Here is a 20,488-nt window from a genome sequence, read left to right as displayed (position 1 = left end):
TTCAAATGGAGGGAAAACGCTTAGAAGTCCGCAACTTTGCCCCAGGCCGACGCTTGAAAGCGGTCCGGGTGATAAGGTTGCGGATCGACAATGGGGACGGCACCGCTGACGATATCGGCAATCAAATGGCCCGCGCCCGGCCCAATACCGAAACCATGACCACTGAACCCCGCCGCCAGTACCAGGCCCGGCAGGCTGGCTATCTCGCCGATCCCTGGAACACCATCAGGCGTACTGTCCACGTAACCCGCCCAGGCTGTAGTGAGCGAAGACGCCTTTAATGACGGAACCAACTCCACCGCGCGTTTGTAAGTCAACTGGACAATCGCGGCGTCGACCTTCGGATCGAGAATTCGCATCTTTTCCATCGGTGTCGGCTGGTCCAGGCGCCAGCGTTTCCAGCTTTCATGCCCCGAACGCACCCCCTCCAACCCACCAGGCGCCAGATTGCGCCATCTCCGTTGAAACATCGGCAGGAACTGCGTAGCGAAACCAAGCAGTTGCGGTGTGAAGTCGACACGTCCCCGGCCACTGATCGCCAGTGTATAACTGCCATCGAAACGCCGCGTCATGGAGACATCGGACGTGTGCAATGCACTGGGTATCGCCTGGCTTGGTGGAGAAACCGAAAGCACGGTCTGACGAATGGTGGCTTGGGGAAAACGAATACCATATTGGCGACAGAACGAAGACGCCCATGCGCCGGCGGCAAGAACCGCGAGGCGGGTGCGGATGATGCCCTTTTCGGTAACGACCGCAGAGAGTCGACCGGCCTCGGTCTCAAGGCCACGGACGGCGCAGTCTTGATGGACAGTGCTGCCAAGGGCCAGGATGGCACGAGCCACCGCCGGTGCGGCGCGAGATGGGTCCGCAGTGCCGTCGGAGGGGGCAAATACCCCTCCCTTCCAAGCCTTGCCGGTGGCCCTTGCGCGTTCGGCTGCTTGCTGCGCATTGAGCATGTGGGTCTCGACATTGACCGTACGGGCGAACTTCCCCCAACGCGCCCACCCCTCAAGCTCAGTTTCATTATTGCTCAGGTAGAGCAGCCCGCACCGAGTAAAACCTGTTTGCTCGCCGGTCTGCGCGCCGAACTGCTCCCACAACTCCAGGCTTTTGGTCGCCATCGGCAGCTCACGCGCATCGCGATTTTGCTGACGGCACCAACCCCAGTTACGACTCGATTGTTCAGCGCCTATACGGCCCTTTTCGACCAAAGCGACCTTCATGCCGCGTTTGGCCAGGTAATAGGCGGTAAACGCCCCGATAATACCGCCGCCAATCACGACCACATCAGCGTCCGTCGGCAAATCTGGAGAGGTAGATACGGAGGTCAAAGGAGCTGGCATGTTCTGGATCCGTTGAGGAGGAAAGTGGCATAGGCATCCGAGCCCAATGATTCGTGCTACGAACAGGCACGTTGTCAAAACTGACGCGATTTCGAAGTTGCAACACACTTTTATTACAACACCGAAAAATCAGCAGATAGCGTTAAAAGAGTCGTGAGGCTGATAGAAAAAGCCGTATTGCCTCTGTGCTTCAGCAGACTTTGCGGACTGCGCCAAGCTTGGGCAAAACCACGACTCATGCGCTGTTCTGGAGCCAGTCAGAGGCCAAACATTTACTGCCAGCCTTACCCTTCATTAAACCGGCAACTCCCGCCCACAGGACCGACGAAGCCTGCGGCTGGTGCAAACATCCAACGCCCAACGGCGTGGAGTATCTGATACCAACCGGCGACCAGTCGGACGGCCGGCACACGCGTCGGATAAAAAGGAATTTGGCGCATCTTATCTGCCTACATCAGGCCGATGTGCGGGAGTCTGCCCTGCGACCACTTGCACCACGTATTTGCCTATATAGGACGCCATAGCGACGCCCGTGCCGTTGTATTCAATGACCGAGACTTGGGAGACTTTCAGAAAGCCACCATCAAGTGGGCGGTGCTGCTCTCACTCTTGATGACAATAGCGTCGCGGCTGACGGGCGCAATTACGCTGTTCACCTGAAAGCAAAAGCGGTCGATAAACTCTCACAGTGCTTTTGGGCGCTGGCATCGTCGACGGGCCGCTTCACAACCACGAGAAAAACCTTCCAAGTAGTCGATAGGAAATCATCGACAACACGCCATTCACATATATTTTTCAATATCACTTCTATTCATGGAAATAGCTTCTAACACACGAATGTTTTCTGCAAAAAAACAGAAAAAGTTTCGGGGTCAGATGCCCTATATTTTTATTGAAGCCCAGGTGTCGTAAATCGCGCGTAGCTCAGCACCACTTTGAGTTTTTAGCCAAGCCGTGGGACGTCAAAACCATTAGCAACTGAGAGGTGATCATGGAACAAATACCACTGTTTATTGGCGGTGTATGGCGTAACACGCATCCCAATGAATCGATCCCTGTAGTCAATCCGGCAACTGAAGAGCAGATCGGACTCATTGCGAAAGCTAGCTTGACTGATATCGAAGACGCGGCGATCGCTGCCGAAAAAGGTTTCGCTGCTTGGAAGCAGGTCAGCGCACTTGAGCGCGCGACGATTATGCACAAAGCCGCGAATTTGATTCGTGAGCGCGCGGAACATATTGCCCGTACCCTAACCATAGAGCACGGGAAGCCCTTGGCGGAAGCGATGGGTGAAGTCGGCGCAACCGCAGACACAATCGACTGGCACGCAGAAGAAGGCAGGCGTACGTATGGGCGCGTCATCCCATCTCGCGCGTTAGGTGTTCATCAATTCACCCTGATGGAGCCTATCGGACCTGTAGTGGGATTCGCCCCATGGAATTTCCCACTTATTCAAGCGGTTAAAAAAGTCGCCGGTGCACTTGCCGCTGGCTGCTCGATCATTTTGAAGGGTGCAACAGAGGCACCTACATGTGCAGTCGAGTTGGTCAAGGCGTTCGCTGACGCTGGCGTCTCTCCTGGAGCCGTCAACCTGTTGTTTGGCGATTCGGGCCAAATTTCTGAGCATTTGATCGCCCATCCTTCTATCCGGAAAGTAACGTTCACCGGATCGACGCCAGTAGGCAAAAAGCTTGCGAGCCTTGCAGGGCTTCATATGAAGCGATCCACGATGGAACTGGGTGGCCACGCACCTGTGATCGTAATGGATGACGCGGACATCGCCACAGCCGTCAAGATTTCTGTCGCGGCCAAATACCGCAACGCAGGCCAGGTTTGTGTTTCCCCCACTCGCTTCCTCGTTCATTCGAAAGTGTTCGACGAGTTCGTTAGCCGCTTCGTAGACGGAGCGCGAGCGATCAAGGTAGGTGACGGTCTCGACCCCCAGGTAAATATGGGCCCTATGGCACATCGTGGGCGTCTTAAAGCGACAGAAGAGCTCGTGGCTGACGCCGTATCGCAGGGTGCGAAGCTTGAGACTGGCGGTAATCGCGTAGGCGATAGAGGTTATTTTTTCGAACCTACCGTTTTGACAAATGTGCCGGTGACCGCCCTGGCGATGATCGATGAACCTTTCGGCCCGATTGCTTTGATCAATTCCTTCGACGACATCGACGAAGCCATCAAGGAAGCGAACAGATTGCCCTATGGCCTCTCTGCATACGCCTATACACGATCACTCAGTTCGGCCAATAAGCTATTCAACGGCATCGAGTCTGGCGCCATCTCGATCAACCATCACAGCGTAGCCCTGCCCGAACACCCATTTGGCGGCGTAAAAGATTCCGGATACGGAACCGAAGGAGGCCCTGGGGCACTGGATGCGTTCATGACCACGAAATTCGTTTCGCTTGCGAGCGTTCTTTAACCTAGGGCGAACATTTGCGGTCCTGTCCAGCATAGCTGTACTCAGGAAGTTACGCGTCGCTAACCATTGGAACTTATATGCTTACTCCGAATATTATCGAGCGTCTTGTTGGCGCAAACGAAAACTCTCCAATCGCGATGGCCATTGCGCAGCGCTCGGAAATTATGGCCCTCAGTCAAGCGAGCCATGATGCTGTGATCATTCCTAAAGATCCGGGTGGTCTATCACATGCAGAGCGTGCAGCGCTTGCGGAACGAATCGCCAGGTTGAGCGATTCTGAAGAACTGGCTGATCACTATCATGTGTGTCTTGAATCAGCGGATGGCGACGAAGGACTTTACGTTGCGGCCAATCCTCAGCAGACCGCCTATGGGGATGAGCGCTTCATGGCAATCATCCGATTCACTGATCTGGTTACTCAAAAGCCGCGCGAAGCGACCAAGCAAGACATCGACACATTGAAGACTGTCGGAATCACAGAGCCGGATATCGTGAGGCTGACTGAGGTTATTGCGTTCGTTAACTATCAGCTTCGGGTCGTTGCTGGATTTAAAATCGCGGGAGAAATCGAATGAGCCAAGTCGTGCATAATTTCACGGTATCGGTGCCTCACTGGTCGCCATACATCAAGCCTGTTGAGTTGGAAAGCGCAAGCCAGGAGCAGCTAGATGCGATGAAAGTGACCCCATCGAGCAAGAAAATCTCGGAGTATGTGCTCACTCTTGCTCATGACCCTGAATCGCTCGCGGTACGATCCCCTTTGTTTAACGCCATCATGTACGGTCGCGCCGGCTTGCCGCCAGCTGAGCGTGAACTGGGAGCGATTGGTTCTTCAATCGTCAACCGATGCGTCTACTGCGCAGCAGTACACGGCGCCCGATACAATCAGTTGACCAAAAGTACAGAGCTGGTTGCAAAAATCTTTGCCGACGAAACCGAAGCGCAATTGGATGATAGGTCTCAGGCGTTGTTCGACTTTGCGGTCGAGCTGGCCAAGTCACCCCCAGTGCTGACTACACGGCATGCCGACGCTTTGAAAGAGCTTGGCTTTGATACGCTTGGGGTCGTCGACCTTGTGCTGGCCACAGCCATCTTCGGATGGGCGAATCGCCTGATGCACGTTCTAGGCGAACCTGTAAAAATCTGATGAGCACATCGTTCACTAACGAGTAGCCACGAACTGCCCGTTAGTGAACAATCAAGATGCATCGCACAATTCAGTCCCTCCCCTTCGTGCCCCCATTCGCACCACTCACTCAGCTCTTAAACGCGTCCGCGATAGCCTTGGAATATTCGTGTCTGCCGTGCTAAACATTCGTAAGCGTCTGCCCAAGTCACCTTGCGTGACTCAGGTAAGAACCCGCTGAGTCGGCAACCTCATCAGCGCAGAAGTCGAAGGTCAGTCACCGCTGTGGCATACGCAACATATCTTGTTGCCGTCGGGGTCTCTGATATAAGCACCGTAATAATCTGCAGAGTACTGAAGACGCAGTCCTGGTGCGCCTTCGTCTGATGCCCCATTAGCCATAGCGATCGCGTGAAAGTCATCAACCTGCGCCCGCGTTTGGGCTTCGAACGCAACCATCGACCCGTTACCTGGCGTCGCGCGTTCGCCATTTAGAGGGCTATAGATGCAGAACGCCGTACCTGAGTCAGTCGTGCTTTGGGTGAATAGAGCGTGTTCAGGATTGTGCTTGAGGGCAAGCAACGTGATGCCTAGCGGTGCAAGTAGCCGCCCATAGAAGTTTGTAGCGCTGGCGAGGTCGTTGGTGCCGATTGTGATATGGCTGAACATGACGCACTCCGATGGGATTAGGGTATGCGTCTACCTAACTTACCTCGTGTAGACATGCATCAGCAGGGGGGCAGTTTTCAGTCGGCAGAACAGCCTTTACCGGGTCAGTTTTCGGTCAGCTGCAACACCTCAATCTCAGATTTGGGCTCAGAGGCCCATTTCTATGGTCTCAGGGTCAGGCCCCAGGCGGCCGGTTTGCTTGAGCTGTGCAATCGCCTCAAGCTCGTCGCTGCTCAGCTCAAAATTGAATATATCAAGGTTAGCCGCCATGCGCTGAGTATTGGTGGAGCGCGAGATCGGCACATGGCCATTTTGCAGGTGCCAGCGAAGGATGACATGGGCAGGTGTTTTGCCGTGGCGCTGGGCGATTTCGGCGAACAGGGGCATTTTCAGCAACTCGCCACCTTGGCCCAACGGGCTCCAGGACGCGGTGATAATGCCTTGCTGGTGGCACCACTTGCTCAGGTTGGCCTGGTTAAAATCAGGATGGACTTCGATCTGGTTGACTGACGGCACCACGCCGGTGTCATCCATGATGTTGGTCAGATGCTCCACATTGAAGTTCGACACACCAATGGAACGCACTCGACCTTCCTGCTTCAAGCGCACGAAGGCTTTCCAAGTCTCACGATACGCACCTTTCTTCGGGATGGCCCATGAATGAGGTACAGATCCAAGGTTTCGAGTCCTAGGCGCTGCATACTGACGTCGAAAGCTCGTAGGGTGCTGTCGAAGCCCTGGTCGGTATTCCATAGCTTGGTGGTGATAAAAATTCGTTCCCTGGGTAGTTCGCTTTCAGCGACGGCGCGACCAACTCCGGCTTCGTTACCGTAGCTCACCGCTGTATCGATATGCCGGTAACCAGCTGCCAATGCAGCTTTGGCCGCCTCGTAAGCCTGCGCATCATCTAGTTTCCAGACCCCGAAGCCGAGTTGCGGAATTTGTACGCCGTCGTTTAGAAAGATCAGTGGAGCAGATGCTATCCGAGGGACGAGTTCCATGTTCACAACGTCCTATATAGTTTTTAGTGGAGGCAAGTAGCATGTGAGAGTAGCGCTGCGTCAAATTGCTTTTCAAGCGCGCCAAGGAATTCTTCATGTTGGTGTCTTTCTTCCATCTCGGGGAAATTGTTGTTCTCTGTCGGCCGTCACTACGGCGCGTGGTGAACAAATCGAATGCAAGCGAAGGGTTAGTGGCAATGCAACTGGGTGGTCAAACTCATGCAATTACGGTAAGCGCCCAGCGTAAGCGCCTGGGCAACCCGCCTTGTAAAGTGCGCGCTGAGGATGGGTACATTTTCTTCAAAATGGCAGTGTCACACGAGTGGTGTAATCTATTTCAGAACTCAAGATACGCAAGCCGACAACCTATGCCCTACATGAGCAATCTTGAGCCAGAACCACCCTATGTTAGAGGAGCTCGCATGTGACCGTACCACCGGACGATCTGCCAATTTATCGTATTCTTACTGGCCCTGACGATGCAGCTTTCTGTCACCGTGTGAGTGCTGCATTGCAGATGGGTTACCAGCTCTATGGTAGCCCTGCTGTCACCTTCAATGGGAAAAATGTGATAGTGGCGCAAGCGATCATTTGGGGCGGATCTACCCTTGTATCTGTTGGGTAATCAGTCTGTATCGATGATGGTTAGAAGTATGCCTCCGGCATCACGCCTTGCGTAATTAGACCGGATGCCACCTATGCGGCAGTAACTGATCGATTTCGCTCGCCCGCTGCGTCGGCAGGCGCGTGAGGACGTCCTTCAAATAAGCATACGGATCATGCCCGTTGAGCCGCGCCGACTGGATCAAGCTCATGATCGCCGCCGCCCGTTTTCCGCTGACGGTAAAGCGGCAGGTGGTCGGCAAACTTGGCAATCATGACGTGGGCCAGCAGCCCGGCGGTTGGGATACCCTTGTCGATGATCTGGGCCGGAACCGGTGCCTGGATCAACGTTTCGCAGTCATCGCAGACCCATTTGCCACGCACATGACGCTCGACGTTGAACACGCCCGGTGTGTATCCAGCTTTTCGCTGACGTCCTCGCCGATGCGCTTCAGGGCGCAGCCGCATGGGCAGTGAGTGTTGTCAGGTTCGTGATGGATCAGCGTGCATGGAAACTCAGCCGGCAATGCAGTGCGCTTGGGTTTCTGTTTTTTCTTGGTCAGAGTTATCACTGCCTGCAAGCTTTGAAACTCTGCTTCAATTGCCGCGATATCGGTGTCGATCAGGTCATCGAGCAAACTGGCCTGCTCGGGATTCATCTGCTCGCTGCGCTTGGCAAACTTCAAGCGCTTGAGTTGGCGATCTCATGGGTCAGTTTTTCGATGAGTGTTTGGTCGTGGTGGATCTTCTTGTCCATGGTCTCGACTGTCTTGCCCAGAGTGTCGACCTGGTGGTCGAGCGTCTCGACACGCTGCATCAACTGCGCAGCTAAGGCACGCAGTTGGTCAGTAAGCGTCTGCCCAACACACCTTGCGAACGTTTGAATACGACGTGAACAGTCATTTTTCTCACGCTTGACTCCTTCCTCATGCCCACGCTTGGCCCACACCGTCCCATGCCAGCAATCGATCAGAACAACCGTTGGAATGGCTTGTTTAGTATGAGACAAAGACACTTTTCAGGAGCGCCTTAACATGGAGGCTACACGTATGGACGAAGTCATAAGTTATCGAGAAGCAACAGAAAAGGACGCGCCAACGATTTGTGAGTTGGGACAATTGCTCAACTCGGTTCACCATGCTGCACGCCCTGATATCTACGCCGCTGCAACCCCTGAACCTACGCGCGACCTGCCACACTGGATGAGTTTTTTTGACAATACGGCACAGATTGTTTTTATAGCGCATGTAGGCCTCCAAGCGGCAGGTTTTATCACTGCCAGCATATCGTCAAGCTCCGGGCCACTGATGAAACCGCTGAGCTTCGTGCGCATTGGATCTGTGTGTGTAGCAGAGAAATATTGGGGGAAGAGTATCGGGCGGGGCCTTGTCCAAAACGTTCAAAAATGGGCTGCTGAGCGCGACGCTAAAGACATCAGACTGTCGGTCTGGGCTTTCAATGCACCGGCAATTCGGTTGTATGCAGAACTGGGGTTCGAGATTCGTGCATTCGAGATGGGAATGCGCCTCTAACAAGCCTTGCATTGGTTTTCCACAGCCCACTTATATGGCAGTAGATCGCTAATTTCTCGCCCGCTGCGTCGGCAAACGTGTGAGAACGGTAAGCGTCGGTTAACACACATTACTTGGAAAACATTAAGTAGGAGCAAACCAGGCCATAGTGATATCGGCAATCAAAGTGCCGTCTGGCAGTAGGATTCGCTTTTGTAAGCGTCCTTCCTCAACAAAGCCAAATTTTTCGTACAGGCGCCGGGCACGCGAATTGGTTTCACGCACCCGTAGCTCGATCTTAAGTAGGCCGGGCCGGGCTTGGGCCCATTCCAGAAGCGCGGTCATGAGTGCTTGGCCCACACCTTGCCCCAGGTTATTGGGATGCACAACGATAGTCAGACTATATACGTGTGCGAGTGCTTCAAGCCTATGAGGCTCAAGTAGCGCATGACCGACCACCAAGCCGTTTCGTTCTGCCACCACATACAGACCCTCACGAGTTAATACGTTGATTTTGTCCTCAAAGGATTTACAGCTGAATTCACTCGGACGGGAGATCAGCAGCCCAGGCGACCGAGCAGTTTCTCGTTCAGCGTTGCACAGCACAACTGCGTCAGTGATCAACGCGTTTCGAATGGCTAGGTCGTTCAAGCCACACCTCTATTATAAGCGTCCGCCAAACGCACCTTGCGCAATTGGCCGGGCGCCATCTAACCGTCTCAATACCTTTATTCTCGCTTTACTTCAGTTGCTTCTCAAAACGAATGTCACCTTCTGGTAGGTTCTTCACGGGCTGCCAGCCAAGGTTTCTATAGAATCCGCTCGCACGGCTTGCTTCAGCGGTTTCTAACCATATCTTCTGATGGCGTTGAAATAGAAAAGTCTCTGCTTTGTGCATCAGATTGCGCCCCAACCCGTACCCTTCGAATTCCGGCAAGACGAAGACCGCGAACACGCAACCATCTTCAATATCGACCATCGAAAAACCGACTGGAACACCACTGACCTCCGCGACCCAAGCGCACGGAGTCTCTGAAATTGCCTGACTTATAGCTTCAGGCGTTATGCCTATCTCCGTTAACTGATCTTGGGATAAGTGATTTTCCCGAACACTGGTTCGAATCTTAAAAATCGCATCGATATCGGCAAGTTTGGCAAGCCGGATTACCGCGTCCATGGCATCTTCCTTTTTTCTATCCCTGTGATGGAAGCATCCTTACATATCCGGGCTATCAAGGGTGGCTCCAATTGTGTGGCAACAACTCCCCAATCTCACTTGCCCGCTGTGTCGGCAGTCGTGTCAGCACATCCTTCAGATATGCAAACGGATCATGCCCATTCATACGCGCCGATTGGATCAGACTCATGATCGCCGCCGCCCGCTTACCACTGCGCAACGAACCGGCGAACAACCAGTTGGAGCGCCCAAGAGCCCATGGCCTGATCTGGTTTTCGACGGCATTGTTATCTATAGGCACAGCACCGTCTTCAAGGTAGCGCGTCAGCGCTACCCAGCGTTTAAGACTGTAATCCAAGGCTTTGGCTATTGCTGATCCGTTGGGCACAAGATCGCGATGAGTCAGCATCCACTCGTGCAGTGCTTTCGCCAACGGCGCTGCTTTTTCTTGCCGTATTCGGCGGCGATCCTCATCACTCATCTCGCGCGCCTGGCGCTCAACTTCGTACAGACCGCCAATCGAGTGCAGTGCCTGTCCGGCCAGTTGGCTTTTATTCGCCGCGTGCAGATCGAAAAACTTGCGACGCGCATGAGCCATGCAGCCAATTTCGGTCATGCCTTTCTCGAAACCGGCTTTGTAGCCAGCAAAGTTATCGCACACCAGCTTGCCATTCCAGGAACCAAGGAAGTTACGCGCATGCTCACCGGCGCGACTCGGGCTGAAGTCATAGACGACCGCCTTAAGTGCCGAAAACGGTGTAGTGCAGTAAGCCCAAACATAGGCTCGATGGGTTTTCTTTTCACCGGGCGCAAGCATCTGCACCGGCGTCTCGTCGGCGTGGACAACTCGTTGCGCTAGAACCGTTTCTCGTAAAGCATCAACCAGTGCCTGAAGCTGTACACCGGTCTGTCCGACCCATTGAGCCAGTGTTGAGCGCGGGATCGCTAAACCGGCGCGTCCAAATATTTTCTCCTGCCGGTACAGCGGCAAGTGATCAGCAAACTTCGCCACCATCACATGAGCCAGCAAACCTGCGGTCGGAATCCCCTTGTCGATCACTTGAGCCGGAACTGGCGCTTGGATCAGTGTTTCGCACTGACGGCAGGCCCATTTTCCACGCACATGCTGTTCGACGGTGAACACGCCCGGCGTGTAATCCAACTTCTCGCTCACGTCCTCGCCGATGCGCTGAAGCTGGCAGCCGCAAGAGCATTGCGTGTTTTCCGGTTCGTGATGAATCACGGTACGTGGAAACTGGGCTGGCAGCGGTGCACGCTTGGGTTTTTGACGTGTTTGCTCAGGAGCCGGGGCCGGCAAGAGTGCGCTCAATTCGGCGTCGATAGCTTCAAGATCAGTATTGAGCAAGTCGTCAAGCAAGTTGCCTTGCTCGGGGGTGATCTGCTCACTGCGTTTGGCAAACCTATGCCGCTTGAGGACGGCAATTTCATGAGTCAGCTGTTCGATGAGGATCTGATCGTGATGGATCTTCCTACCCATGGTGTCGACCTTCGACATCAACTGCGCTGCTAACGCACGCAGTTGGTCGGAGGTCATTTGGTCGAGGTTGGGCAAGGAAGTCATGCCCTGGATTTTACCAAAGCAGATCGCTGGCGACAGCACACCAAGACGCGAATTACATTTTTAAAGCAGTGTGATGGTGCCTCCTGCGCCGACACGCTGCCAAGGCAGGCCAAGCACCAGGGCCTGAAGTTGTTCGGCGTCCAGTTCCATCTCGCAACCTTGTCGAATACCTGGCCAGTGAAACTTACCCTGGTTCAACCGTCGTGCGGCCAGCCAGACACCAATCCCATCATGCACCAGGACTTTCATGCGGGTAGCACGGCGATTGGCGAACAGATAAGCACAGTGCGGCTTCGCCGCACCGAACACCGCAATCACCTTGGCCAGAGCGGTCTCGGTGCCAGCACGCATATCCATGGGCTCGGTGGCGAGCCAGATGCTGTCGATGCGGATCATAGGGCAAATCCACGGACAAACTGAGCACAGCCCTCGGGATCGGAAGCGGGCCATTTCACCGTGATGGTTTGCTCGCCAAATGGCAGCTCAATAACCGCCGACGCTTGAGCCTTTGGCTTGGGATTGACCGGCGCGACGTTGACGGGAACAAACGCTGGCAACACGACTGCTTGCTGATCACGAAAAATCGGTAACCAGCGGCGTACGACATTAGCGTTGATACCGTGACTCATCGCGATGGCCGCCACGGAAACACCAGGCTGTTGGCATTCGTGAACCACTTGGGCTTTAAAGGATTTTGAGTAGGACTTACGTTCACGCATGGCGATCCTGATATTAAGGGTAATTGCGTCCGCTTAAATTACGCGGACACAATCGACCTTAATGCCGGGGTTCGGAAGGTGTGTTCGCCGGCCCCTTACGTTGCTCGGTATCCAGCTCCATTTCAGAGCCATTGCGAATACCAGGCCAGTGAAACTTGCCTTGGTTTAACCGGCGCGCCGCCAGCCATATTCCGAAGCCGTCATGCACCAACACTTTCATACGATTCGTGCGGCGGTTGGCGAACAGATAAGCACAGTGCGGCTTCGCCGCACCGAACACCGCAATCACCTTGGCCAGAGCGGTCTCGGTGCCAGCACGCATATCCATGGGCTCGGTGGCGAGCCAGATGGAATCGATGCGCATCATCGCAGCAAGTCTCGAAGAAAGGTCGCGCAGGCAGCAGCACTTTCAGTCGGCCAGCTCACTCTGACAGAGCCACGCGGGTGCTGGATTTCAACACAGATACTCAACGATGCAGCTTGCGTATTTGCTCCGGCCAATGGCATGTGGAGCGGAAAAAAGGCAGGTTGCAGCGCGGTACTGTTCTGCGTTTGCAGGCGAATCCATTTGTGGACGAGGTTTGTATTGAGGTCATGGCTGAGTGCGATGCTGGCAATCGAAGCCCCTGGCTGGGCACACTCTTGAATGACTTTGGCTTTGAAGGACTTAGAGTAGGAACGGCGTGTTGGCTGCATGAAATACCCGCTTAAAAGGCTAGAACTGGTGTCCACTTAAATTGATCTGACCCCGAAATGTTGGACGCCTTCTATGCCCGTCGTGCTTGAGTCCTGTATTCCACAGGGCTCAGGCCACTTAGCTTCAGCCTGATTCGCGAATGATTATAGTAGTGTATGTAGTCCTCTATACCTGCTTCAAGCTCATCGAGACTGTTGAATTTGTTCAGGTAAAAGAACTCGGATTTCAACGTGCCAAAAAAGCTTTCCATAGCCGCATTGTCATAGCAATTTCCTTTGCGGGACATGCTTGGCTTTACCGCACGCTCGTTCAGCACGCGGCGGTAGATAGGCATCCGGTACTGCCATCCCTGGTCGGAATGCAAGAGTGGTTTATCGCATGGCCGCAGCCTCTCAAAAGCTTGCCGTAGCATCGCACCAACCATGTCGAACAGCGGGCGCCTCGCGGTCTTGAAGGCGATTATTTCACCGTTATATAGGTCAAGGATCGGCGAGAGATAAAGCTTCTGCCCCCCGACCCGAAACTCCGTCACATCGGTTACCCATTTCTGGTTCGGTCGTTTGGCATCGAACTTCCGTTTCAGCAGGTTCGGCGCTACCTGACCCTCTTCGCCTCTGTATGCCCGGTATTTCTTTATGCGCACACGGCTTTTCAACTGAAGCTCGCCCATGAGGCGCTGAACAGTCTTGTGGTTCACGAGGTGGCCAGATCGCCGAACGGCAGCAGTGATACGGCGATAGCCATATCGGCCCTTGTGCTCGTCGAAAATTGAGCAAATTCTGGACTTCAGCTCCGCGTATTTATCAACGGATTGCTGCACCTTTTGTTGATAGTAAAAAGTGCTACGGGCCAGGCCAGCCAATTTCAGAAGGCCTTCCAGAGGGTGCTCCTGCCTCAGTTCAATCACGATTTGCGCTTTTTCCGCTGCGCTGCTCGTTCCTTCGCTTGAACCAAGGCATCGAGCTTTTTTAAATAAGCAATTTCCATCCGCAACTGGCTCAATTCGGCCAGCAAATCATCACGCGTACGAGCTTCATCGTCCGAAAATTCAAGCTGAATGGACGGGATGGGGTTTGTCATTTTTTTGTGAAGTCCGCTTCCTGGCTGCCGGGACAAGGCCTCCAAACCGCCTTCATCATACCTGCGCTCCCATTCGCCAATGATGTCGGATTTCCGGATATCAAACAGGGCAGCGACTTGGCGATAGGACAGCTCTTCCTCTCGCATGCGCTGCAATACATTCAGCTTGAACTCAGGGCTGTAGTTCTTCTTTCTCTTACTTTTGAGGCCTGCGGCACCAAGCGCCTGATATGCCGCAATCCACTTTCGAAGCGAAGAGGCATTGACCCCGTGACGATGCGCGACCTCTCTGTGACCTGCGCTCCCCGAACAGTAATCTTCAACAACCGACAATTTCGCCTGCTCTGTGTACTTTTTCATGACACCCCTGGATGTTGATGTCCAACATTTCGGGGTCAGATCAAAATTTAAGTGCACACCATGTCTGGGCTTTGCGGAGCTGGATAGATGACTTGGCCGGACGCATACAAAAATTCTTCATATTGCCTTGCTGAATTCCAATGTAAGAGAGCAATACTGAGCCTATACAGCTGAGTTTATCTTTTTAACCAAGCATCGTAAGGCGGATAAAGGACTTACTATGATTCGACCTCTCACCGTCAGCGTTACCTGGCTTATAGGTGTCATAGAGGAACTCACTCGGCAAGGCATCGAACCTTTCCGCTTGGGTGCTCCCTGGACTCAACACTGGCAAGACGTGGCGCCTACCAAGCAGCTGCAGCTCGTGCAGGTGAGAAGGCTTTGGCAACGAGCGATGCAACTGTCCCAAGATCCGCTGCTCGGCTTGAAGGTTGGCGTAGCATTGCCGCTGCAGTCAATGAATGTCGTAGCGCTGGTGTTGATGCACAGTGGCTCACTACGCCAAGCACTCGCCCACACGGTTAGGCTGCAGCAATTAGTTAGCAACTCTGGCCGCTTTTTTGTAGAACCTGCTACCAACAACGGTGTAGTGCTGGCCTACCACGCAGCACCAAGTCCTGTGGCCATGCATCCCGCACAAATCGATTCGCTTTTTGCCGCGTACATGCGTCTTCTCTACAACTGTATGCCGGCTGACCGTAGACCAATCAGAATTGAGCTACCAGGCACTGACGCGTGTTTAGCAGACCGCTACCAAGTCTATTTTGGATGTCCTGTCATTCTTGGAGTGGAGCACGCTCGCGTCGTATTTGACGATGAACTGTTGGACTTACCTTGGCACGCCGCCGATCCAACACTGCTTCGCATCGTACTCGGTCGCGCGGAAATGATGCTTAAAACCCAAGGGCACTCGGACACGCTCGTCGATTACGTAAGTGCTGCCATCGCTGCGCAGGGATTTGCGCAAGCGAATTGCGATAACGTTGCGCGCTCGCTGGATCTGAGCAGGCGCACTCTTCAGCGCCGATTGGCTGAGCGCGGTTCATCCTTCCGTTTACTACTGGAAGCGGTGCGTATGGGTGAAGCATTGGAAGGACTAGCTGACCCCAATCTGCCGCTTGTGATGCTAGCAGAGCGGCTGGGCTACGCAGAGCCCAGCGCATTTTCGCATGCTGTGCGAGGTCATTTCGGTAAATCACCTAGTGCGCTGCGCCTTGAATTAATAAGCAGCTTGTCTGCAGGAGGAAAGGCCCCTGCAATCAACAGCACTGAGAGTTTTGACCACCAGAGGACGCCGTGTAATGCCGATTCGACGCGGCGCGAACTTGAGGACTAAAGCTCCCGAAAAAGGTCACGTCCAAGAACGGCACTCGCCGCAACCAGCCCACTCACCATCGCGCCACTGACTCCGGCAGCCGTCACATCTTGCCCGCCGAAGAACAGCCCTTTAACAGGGCCGTGTGCGCGCATCCAGCGTTGTGCAAAACGCAGCGGTGTTTGCTCATATCCCATGAAATTACCATGGCTACGGTTTAGAAAGTGGTTGAAGGTCAGAGGTGTAGCCAACTCGGCATGAGCAATGCTTCCACCGATCTGAGGATAATGTTCCAACGCTACGGCCATGAGGTCTTCGCTCAGTCTTGCCGTCATGTCCTCGTACTCTGCGCCTCTGTGCTTCCACTTCGTGCCAGTGAAACGCTCGAAGACTGACCAATCAGTCAGGCCGCATATATCCATCGTGCTCTGCTTAGGGTGACGGTCATGCCAACTCGGATCCCGCAGTGAAGGATGGGCAATGAAATGCAGGGGCATAGGCTGCCCCTCTGGATCAGCTCTGTACCTTGCGAGGTTCGCTGGGAGATCGTTGCTTGGATGTACCCAAAGATTGGCTGGGTGAATGTTCAGATCGGCGTTTGCGATGTCGATGCCAAGGTTAAGCACAGCAAAACATTGAGTGGTACCGATGCTCTTAGTTACCTCGCCCAAAGGCTGGGCCAGTTCAGAATCAGCATGAGCCAGAAGCGGTACGGTCTGAGAGATACCAATCGCACTGACGACTCTGTCCGCGCGAATCTGGCTTCCAGCAGCGGTTTGTACACCCACCACACAACCATCACACATTTCGATGCTCACAACTTCTGCCGCCACCAGGCAAGCTCCTCCTGCAGCACGAACCGTGTCGGCCATTGCCGTGACGATGCGTTGCGAGCCGCCAACGGGGTAGCTAGCGCCATCGATGTAGTGACTGAATACCATTGCATGAATCGCAAAAGAGGCCTGCGCAGGGGAATTGCAGTAGTCGCCGTAGTTCCCACACCAGACTGCTTTGAGGTCAGCGTTGTCAGTCAATTCGTCCAGAACATCCTGCACTGTGCGCTGTGCAAGTGGCATGAATGCAGTCTGAGCCCTGGTAAACGCTGCCTCAGATGCTGAACGTGGTAACGCCCGCTCTCCAAAGAAGGATTTCGCAGCCCGGCTTGCCTCACCCACTAGCTCTACGTAACGATCGATCGCGCTCGCTTCGTTCGGAAAGTAGTCCTTAAGCCGATCCTTGTAGGCTTGTGCACCGGCCATATGATCGTAGCTATTGCCACCTACGATAATGCGATTGTAGTTTTCGGGCATGGGCGCCCATTCAAGTTGCCCACCTGAGACCTTGTCGAAAAGGCGATAGAGTCCACTCGTCTTGCGGTGTACCTCACCCATGTAGTGCAAGCCTACGTCCCACTCGAAGCCTTGGCGTTTGAAGGATTGCAGACAACCACCCAACACCGCGTGGCGTTCGAGCACCAAAACGCGCTGTCCTTCGAGAGCCAACAATGCGGCTGTGCTTAAGCCGCCTGCGCCAGAACCTATGACAATCGTGTCGAACCTGCTGTCTAGCTCGCCCCGAGCCAGCGCGCGCTTAAAACTCAGATCGTAATCGCTCATCGTTCGTCCCTTCCCTGCCCTTTCCGGGATCTTTATTAATCACTGCTGCGCAATCGCTATGCAGCCCGGCTGAGTGTGGGTACGTGGGGAATCTGCGTGAATGGCGCCACACGCCAAAGATTTGTTTCGACACGACAATCTAAAAGGAGGAACAACAACCGCCCAAGGTATTGGCATCCCAAATCAATTCTCTGTCGCACGGTAGCAACGACGGCAGAGGACTGGCATTGGAGAATCCCTCCATGGTCTTCCTGTGATTATTTATAAAAACGAAAGAAAGGGACTGCGATGATGGACAGCAACTTTAGGCATATTCATGTGGAACCCGAGGCTCACGGTTTCGGAGCCAGCATTACTGGAATCTCGATTGATAAGCCACTCGCGGCAGATGTACTAGGAGAGGTGAAGGACGCGTGGGCCAGGCATTCGGTAATTTACTTCCCGGATCAGCCGCTCTCTCACGCACAACTGGAGGCATTCACTCTTCAGTTTGGTGAGTTTGGAGTAGATCCATATATCGTCCCGATGGAGGCTCATCCGCACATTCTCGAGCTCAGACGCGAGGCTGATGAAAAGGCAGTTAACTTTGGTGCCCAGTGGCACTCAGACTGGAGCTTTCAGGAACAGCCGCCTGCGGGAACCATCCTGCATTCCAAAATCACCCCGCCCGTGGGTGGCGATACGCTATTTGCCGACGGCTATCGTGCCTACGATGACCTTTCTGAGACGATGAAAGGACTCATGAATCATCTCGTCGCGATACATTCTGCGAGCATGCCCTATGGCAAAAATGGCCTATTCGCAAAAGAGACTGAAGCACGCTCAATGAAGATAGTGGTCAGTGAAGATGCCGACAAAACCTGGCCACACCCGCTGGTACGTGTACATCCCGTAACGGGTCGCAAATCCCTCTACGTGAGCCCTGTCTACACGCTGGGTATTCAGGGTTTGACTCATGGGGAATCAACGGCGCTGCTGAGTTATTTGTATCAGCACATGGTGCAGGATACATATGTCTACCGTCACCGATGGGCGCCGAACATGCTTACTCTGTGGGACAACCACTGCACGCTTCACAATGCAGACGGTGGCTACGACGGCCACCTGCGCCTCATGCATCGAACCACCATCTCAGGCGAACGCCCTGTACGTGTTGCCGCCGTTAATCAATAAACCAAGGGAATACGCTCAATGATTGATGTAAGCATTCTGTACCCGAATGAAGCTGGCGCTACCTTCGACTTCGATTACTATCGTGAAAAGCATATGACGATGATTCAGCAGAAAATGGCCGGGGCCTGCAGCCACTTCACTATTGAAAAAGGCCTTCAAGGCCCAGTGCCTGGAAGCGCTCCGACCTACCTTGCGATAGGCCATCTCTTCTTCGAATCACTTGACGCATTCGCGACCGCATTCGGGCCGCATGCGAAGGCCATCGGGGCGGACATCGTCAATTACACCGATCTCAAGCCCATCATTCAGATCAGCGAAGTGCTTGTGGGCTAATGTCCGCTCGCTTCAGAGATCGCTACTGTCCCAAAAGCACCTGCTCTTACAGAGTCAGGTGCTTCTTGTGCACGTGCATAAGCGGCATCCACTTTAATGGCTTCTAAGGTGTAACAAACAGCTAATCACTTCGAACATTTTTACAGAGGTCGATCAGCGAGACATCCGCCCCCTTACCATCGAGAAACGCATTCAGATATTTCTCATACGGTCGGATGTCAATATTGGCTTCTTTAAGCCAATCAGCATCGTAATATGTAGAGGCGTAACGATCTCCCGAATCGCAAATTACCGATACGATCGAACCTGTCTGTTTCTGGGAAAGCATTTGCTCCGCGATACAACAAACACCAAAAAAATTCGTTCCTGTAGAGCCACCCACACGGCGTGATAATCTTTCTGAGAGAACGTGCATGGCAGCAAGTGAAGCGGCGTCTGGAATCTTGATCATGTGATCGATGACATCAGGGATGAACGAGGGCTCAACCCTAGGCCGACCGATACCTTCGATGCGGGATGGAGTCGCGCAAATGCTCCCCTTGTCCCCAGTATCGAAGGATTCGTAGAAAGCGGAATGTTCCACGTCAACGACGCAGAGTCGCGTATTCAAATGCTTGTACTTGATGTATCGCCCTATTGTGGCGGAGGTGCCTCCTGTTCCGGCACTCATGACCACCCAGGCAGGCTCAGGATCCTGTTCCATTGCCATCTGGGAAAATATACTTTCAGCGATATTATTATTGCCACGCCAGTCTGTGGCGCGCTCGGCATTTGTAAACTGATCTAAATAATGGCCGCCCGTTTCACGGGCAAGTTGCTCAGCGACCGTGTAGATAGCGCCAGGATTGTCAACGAAGTGACATGTGCCTCCTAGTCGATTAATAGCATCGATTTTCTGGCAGCTAGTGGAGCGCTGCATTACTGCAGTAAAGGGTAGATTTAGTAGCTTAGCGAAATACGCTTCGCTGACAGCTGTTGAGCCAGAAGATGCCTCGACTAGCAAGGTACCTTTCTTTATCCAGCCATTGCAGATGCCATACAGGAAAAGCGATCGTGCCAAGCGGTGCTTCAGACTACCTGTAGGGTGAGTAGACTCATCCTTTAGATAAATCGATATTCCAGGCAGCCCGTTAAAATCTAAAGGAATCAGATGTGTATCGGCGGAGCGATTGGCATCCCCCTGCAACACGCCGATCGCCCAGCGAGTCCACTCTTTATCCTGATTACCGAGATTAAGATTCATAAATATCCTGTATATGGCTACTGATTCAACATTCAGTCCAGCGCGACGATGGCATCTACTGCAACGAGGGCTCCTTTGGGTAATGCGGAAACCTCGAACGTGGCGCGAGCAGGGAACGGAGAAGAGAAATAGGTAGCATATACGTCATTCAACTTCGCAAAACCACTCAAATCCGTGACCATTATTGTTGTCTTGATAGTCTTTGAAATATCTGTACCCGCTGCCTCAGCAATCGCTGAGATATTACTGAGGCACTGTTTCATTTGAAGCAAAGCATCGTCCGCCACCAGCTCTCCTTTGGCTGGATCAATGCCTAACTGCCCCGAAACGAATAGATATTCACCATGACAGACCGCCTGGGAATAGGGGCCAACGGCAGCAGGGGCTAACAAAGTTGAAATATTTCGCATAAAGGGATCCCTATCCATTATTTATGGATATTAAGAATTTATAATTTTATGTCAGCAAAGGTATCGACCTTCGATACCTTTCATGGGCCAAGCAAGGACAAA

Annotated in this window: 22 protein-coding genes and 2 pseudogenes; 8 read left to right on the top strand and 16 right to left on the bottom strand. The window is 53.5% G+C overall.

All coding sequences use genetic code 11. The features are described from left to right. Positions 1–20: 20 nt before the first annotated feature. The gene (locus tag PSH66_RS11565) at positions 21–1,346 is read right to left on the bottom strand and encodes an FAD-binding oxidoreductase (RefSeq protein ID WP_305429117.1); all 1,326 of its coding nucleotides are present in this window, start codon (positions 1,344–1,346) and stop codon (positions 21–23) included. Between the two features lie 991 nt (positions 1,347–2,337). On the opposite strand from PSH66_RS11565, the gene PSH66_RS11560 reads away from it, so the two are divergent. The 3 genes from PSH66_RS11560 to PSH66_RS11550 all read left to right on the top strand — a co-directional run bounded on the left by PSH66_RS11560 (position 2,338) and on the right by PSH66_RS11550 (position 4,918). Next, positions 2,338–3,771, top strand: coding sequence for an NAD-dependent succinate-semialdehyde dehydrogenase (locus tag PSH66_RS11560; RefSeq protein WP_225908575.1), 1,434 nt, complete (start codon positions 2,338–2,340; stop codon positions 3,769–3,771). A gap of 77 nt (positions 3,772–3,848) precedes the next feature. Then, the gene (locus PSH66_RS11555; protein ID WP_205489423.1) at positions 3,849–4,346 is read left to right on the top strand and encodes a CMD domain-containing protein; all 498 of its coding nucleotides are present in this window, start codon (positions 3,849–3,851) and stop codon (positions 4,344–4,346) included. Further along, complete coding sequence (locus tag PSH66_RS11550; protein WP_305429115.1) at positions 4,343–4,918, top strand: peroxidase-related enzyme; 576 nt, start codon at positions 4,343–4,345, stop codon at positions 4,916–4,918. Before PSH66_RS11555 ends, PSH66_RS11550 begins: the two co-directional genes overlap by 4 nt. A gap of 252 nt (positions 4,919–5,170) precedes the next feature. Here PSH66_RS11550 and PSH66_RS11545 read toward each other — a convergent pair whose 3' ends face one another. Together PSH66_RS11545 and PSH66_RS11540 are read right to left on the bottom strand one after the other, a co-directional pair. Next, a complete protein-coding gene (locus PSH66_RS11545; RefSeq protein ID WP_305429114.1) occupies positions 5,171–5,566 on the bottom strand; it encodes a VOC family protein in 396 nt (131 codons plus the stop codon). A 147-nt stretch (positions 5,567–5,713) separates the two neighbouring features. After that, positions 5,714–6,567, bottom strand: a pseudogene (locus tag PSH66_RS11540) (aldo/keto reductase). A 424-nt stretch (positions 6,568–6,991) separates the two neighbouring features. On the opposite strand from PSH66_RS11540, the gene PSH66_RS11535 reads away from it, so the two are divergent. Further along, positions 6,992–7,192: a DUF1737 domain-containing protein gene (locus PSH66_RS11535; RefSeq protein WP_305429112.1), complete on the top strand. Its 201-nt coding sequence runs from the start codon at positions 6,992–6,994 to the stop codon at positions 7,190–7,192. Positions 7,193–7,247: 55 nt separating this feature from the next. On the opposite strand, the gene PSH66_RS30140 is transcribed toward PSH66_RS11535, so the two are convergent. Both PSH66_RS30140 and PSH66_RS11530 read right to left on the bottom strand, forming a co-directional pair. After that, a complete protein-coding gene (locus PSH66_RS30140; protein ID WP_370694831.1) occupies positions 7,248–7,382 on the bottom strand; it encodes a transposase domain-containing protein in 135 nt (44 codons plus the stop codon). 7 nt (positions 7,383–7,389) lie between these two features. Then, a pseudogene (locus tag PSH66_RS11530) lies at positions 7,390–8,056 on the bottom strand (IS66 family transposase zinc-finger binding domain-containing protein); the annotation flags it as partial. Positions 8,057–8,219: 163 nt separating this feature from the next. Between PSH66_RS11530 and PSH66_RS11525 the strand changes: the two are divergent. Beyond that, positions 8,220–8,702: a GNAT family N-acetyltransferase gene (locus PSH66_RS11525; protein WP_305429110.1), complete on the top strand. Its 483-nt coding sequence runs from the start codon at positions 8,220–8,222 to the stop codon at positions 8,700–8,702. Positions 8,703–8,825: 123 nt separating this feature from the next. On the opposite strand, the gene PSH66_RS11520 is transcribed toward PSH66_RS11525, so the two are convergent. The 8 genes from PSH66_RS11520 to PSH66_RS11485 form a co-directional block, all read right to left on the bottom strand. Next, complete coding sequence (locus PSH66_RS11520; RefSeq protein ID WP_205489431.1) at positions 8,826–9,332, bottom strand: GNAT family N-acetyltransferase; 507 nt, start codon at positions 9,330–9,332, stop codon at positions 8,826–8,828. A gap of 88 nt (positions 9,333–9,420) precedes the next feature. Then, complete coding sequence (locus PSH66_RS11515; RefSeq protein ID WP_305429109.1) at positions 9,421–9,858, bottom strand: GNAT family N-acetyltransferase; 438 nt, start codon at positions 9,856–9,858, stop codon at positions 9,421–9,423. Positions 9,859–9,913: 55 nt separating this feature from the next. Continuing rightward, on the bottom strand, positions 9,914–11,440 hold the full coding sequence (locus PSH66_RS11510) for an IS66 family transposase (RefSeq protein WP_205489477.1): 1,527 nt from the start codon (positions 11,438–11,440) through the stop codon (positions 9,914–9,916). Between the two features lie 60 nt (positions 11,441–11,500). Continuing rightward, positions 11,501–11,836: an IS66 family insertion sequence element accessory protein TnpB gene (tnpB, locus tag PSH66_RS11505; RefSeq protein ID WP_225908577.1), complete on the bottom strand. Its 336-nt coding sequence runs from the start codon at positions 11,834–11,836 to the stop codon at positions 11,501–11,503. Beyond that, positions 11,833–12,159, bottom strand: a complete 327-nt coding sequence (locus PSH66_RS11500; RefSeq protein WP_217664562.1) for a transposase — start codon at positions 12,157–12,159, stop codon at positions 11,833–11,835. Before PSH66_RS11500 ends, tnpB (PSH66_RS11505) begins: the two co-directional genes overlap by 4 nt. Positions 12,160–12,217: 58 nt before the next feature. Beyond that, the gene (tnpB, locus tag PSH66_RS11495) at positions 12,218–12,526 is read right to left on the bottom strand and encodes an IS66 family insertion sequence element accessory protein TnpB (protein WP_305429104.1); all 309 of its coding nucleotides are present in this window, start codon (positions 12,524–12,526) and stop codon (positions 12,218–12,220) included. Then, positions 12,523–12,855, bottom strand: coding sequence for a transposase (locus PSH66_RS11490; protein ID WP_305429102.1), 333 nt, complete (start codon positions 12,853–12,855; stop codon positions 12,523–12,525). The genes tnpB (PSH66_RS11495) and PSH66_RS11490 overlap by 4 nt, the downstream gene beginning before the upstream one ends. Positions 12,856–12,926: 71 nt before the next feature. Beyond that, positions 12,927–14,296, bottom strand: a protein-coding gene (locus PSH66_RS11485) for an IS3 family transposase (protein ID WP_131700679.1) whose coding sequence is annotated in 2 segments (ribosomal slippage) — positions 12,927–13,828 and positions 13,828–14,296 — 1,371 coding nt in all. Because the reading frame shifts where the segments join, the coding sequence is not laid out codon by codon here. A 220-nt stretch (positions 14,297–14,516) separates the two neighbouring features. Between PSH66_RS11485 and PSH66_RS11480 the strand changes: the two genes are divergently transcribed. Next, a complete protein-coding gene (locus tag PSH66_RS11480) occupies positions 14,517–15,632 on the top strand; it encodes an AraC family transcriptional regulator (RefSeq protein ID WP_205489433.1) in 1,116 nt (371 codons plus the stop codon). Here PSH66_RS11480 and PSH66_RS11475 read toward each other — a convergent pair. Then, complete coding sequence (locus tag PSH66_RS11475) at positions 15,629–17,227, bottom strand: NAD(P)/FAD-dependent oxidoreductase (protein WP_205489434.1); 1,599 nt, start codon at positions 17,225–17,227, stop codon at positions 15,629–15,631. The two genes, PSH66_RS11480 and PSH66_RS11475, sit on opposite strands and share 4 nt — an antisense overlap. A gap of 291 nt (positions 17,228–17,518) precedes the next feature. On the opposite strand from PSH66_RS11475, the gene PSH66_RS11470 reads away from it, so the two are divergent. Both PSH66_RS11470 and PSH66_RS11465 read left to right on the top strand, forming a co-directional pair. Continuing rightward, entirely contained in the window at positions 17,519–18,400 is an 882-nt protein-coding gene (locus PSH66_RS11470) for a TauD/TfdA family dioxygenase (RefSeq protein ID WP_305429100.1), read from the top strand. An 18-nt stretch (positions 18,401–18,418) separates the two neighbouring features. After that, the gene (locus tag PSH66_RS11465; RefSeq protein WP_205489436.1) at positions 18,419–18,733 is read left to right on the top strand and encodes an EthD family reductase; all 315 of its coding nucleotides are present in this window, start codon (positions 18,419–18,421) and stop codon (positions 18,731–18,733) included. Positions 18,734–18,854: 121 nt separating this feature from the next. Here PSH66_RS11465 and PSH66_RS11460 read toward each other — a convergent pair whose 3' ends face one another. After that, positions 18,855–19,976 (bottom strand): PLP-dependent cysteine synthase family protein, encoded by a 1,122-nt coding sequence (locus PSH66_RS11460; protein ID WP_205489437.1) that lies wholly within the window; start codon positions 19,974–19,976, stop codon positions 18,855–18,857. 32 nt (positions 19,977–20,008) lie between these two features. Continuing rightward, complete coding sequence (locus tag PSH66_RS11455) at positions 20,009–20,386, bottom strand: Rid family detoxifying hydrolase (protein WP_205489438.1); 378 nt, start codon at positions 20,384–20,386, stop codon at positions 20,009–20,011. Between the last annotated feature and the right edge of the window lie 102 nt (positions 20,387–20,488).

It is taken from the genome of Pseudomonas sp. FP597, assembly GCF_030687435.1.
Lineage (GTDB): Bacteria > Pseudomonadota > Gammaproteobacteria > Pseudomonadales > Pseudomonadaceae > Aquipseudomonas > Aquipseudomonas lactucae.
Note: the sequence above shows the minus strand (reverse complement) of the source record. Positions and strands in the feature narration are given on the sequence as shown.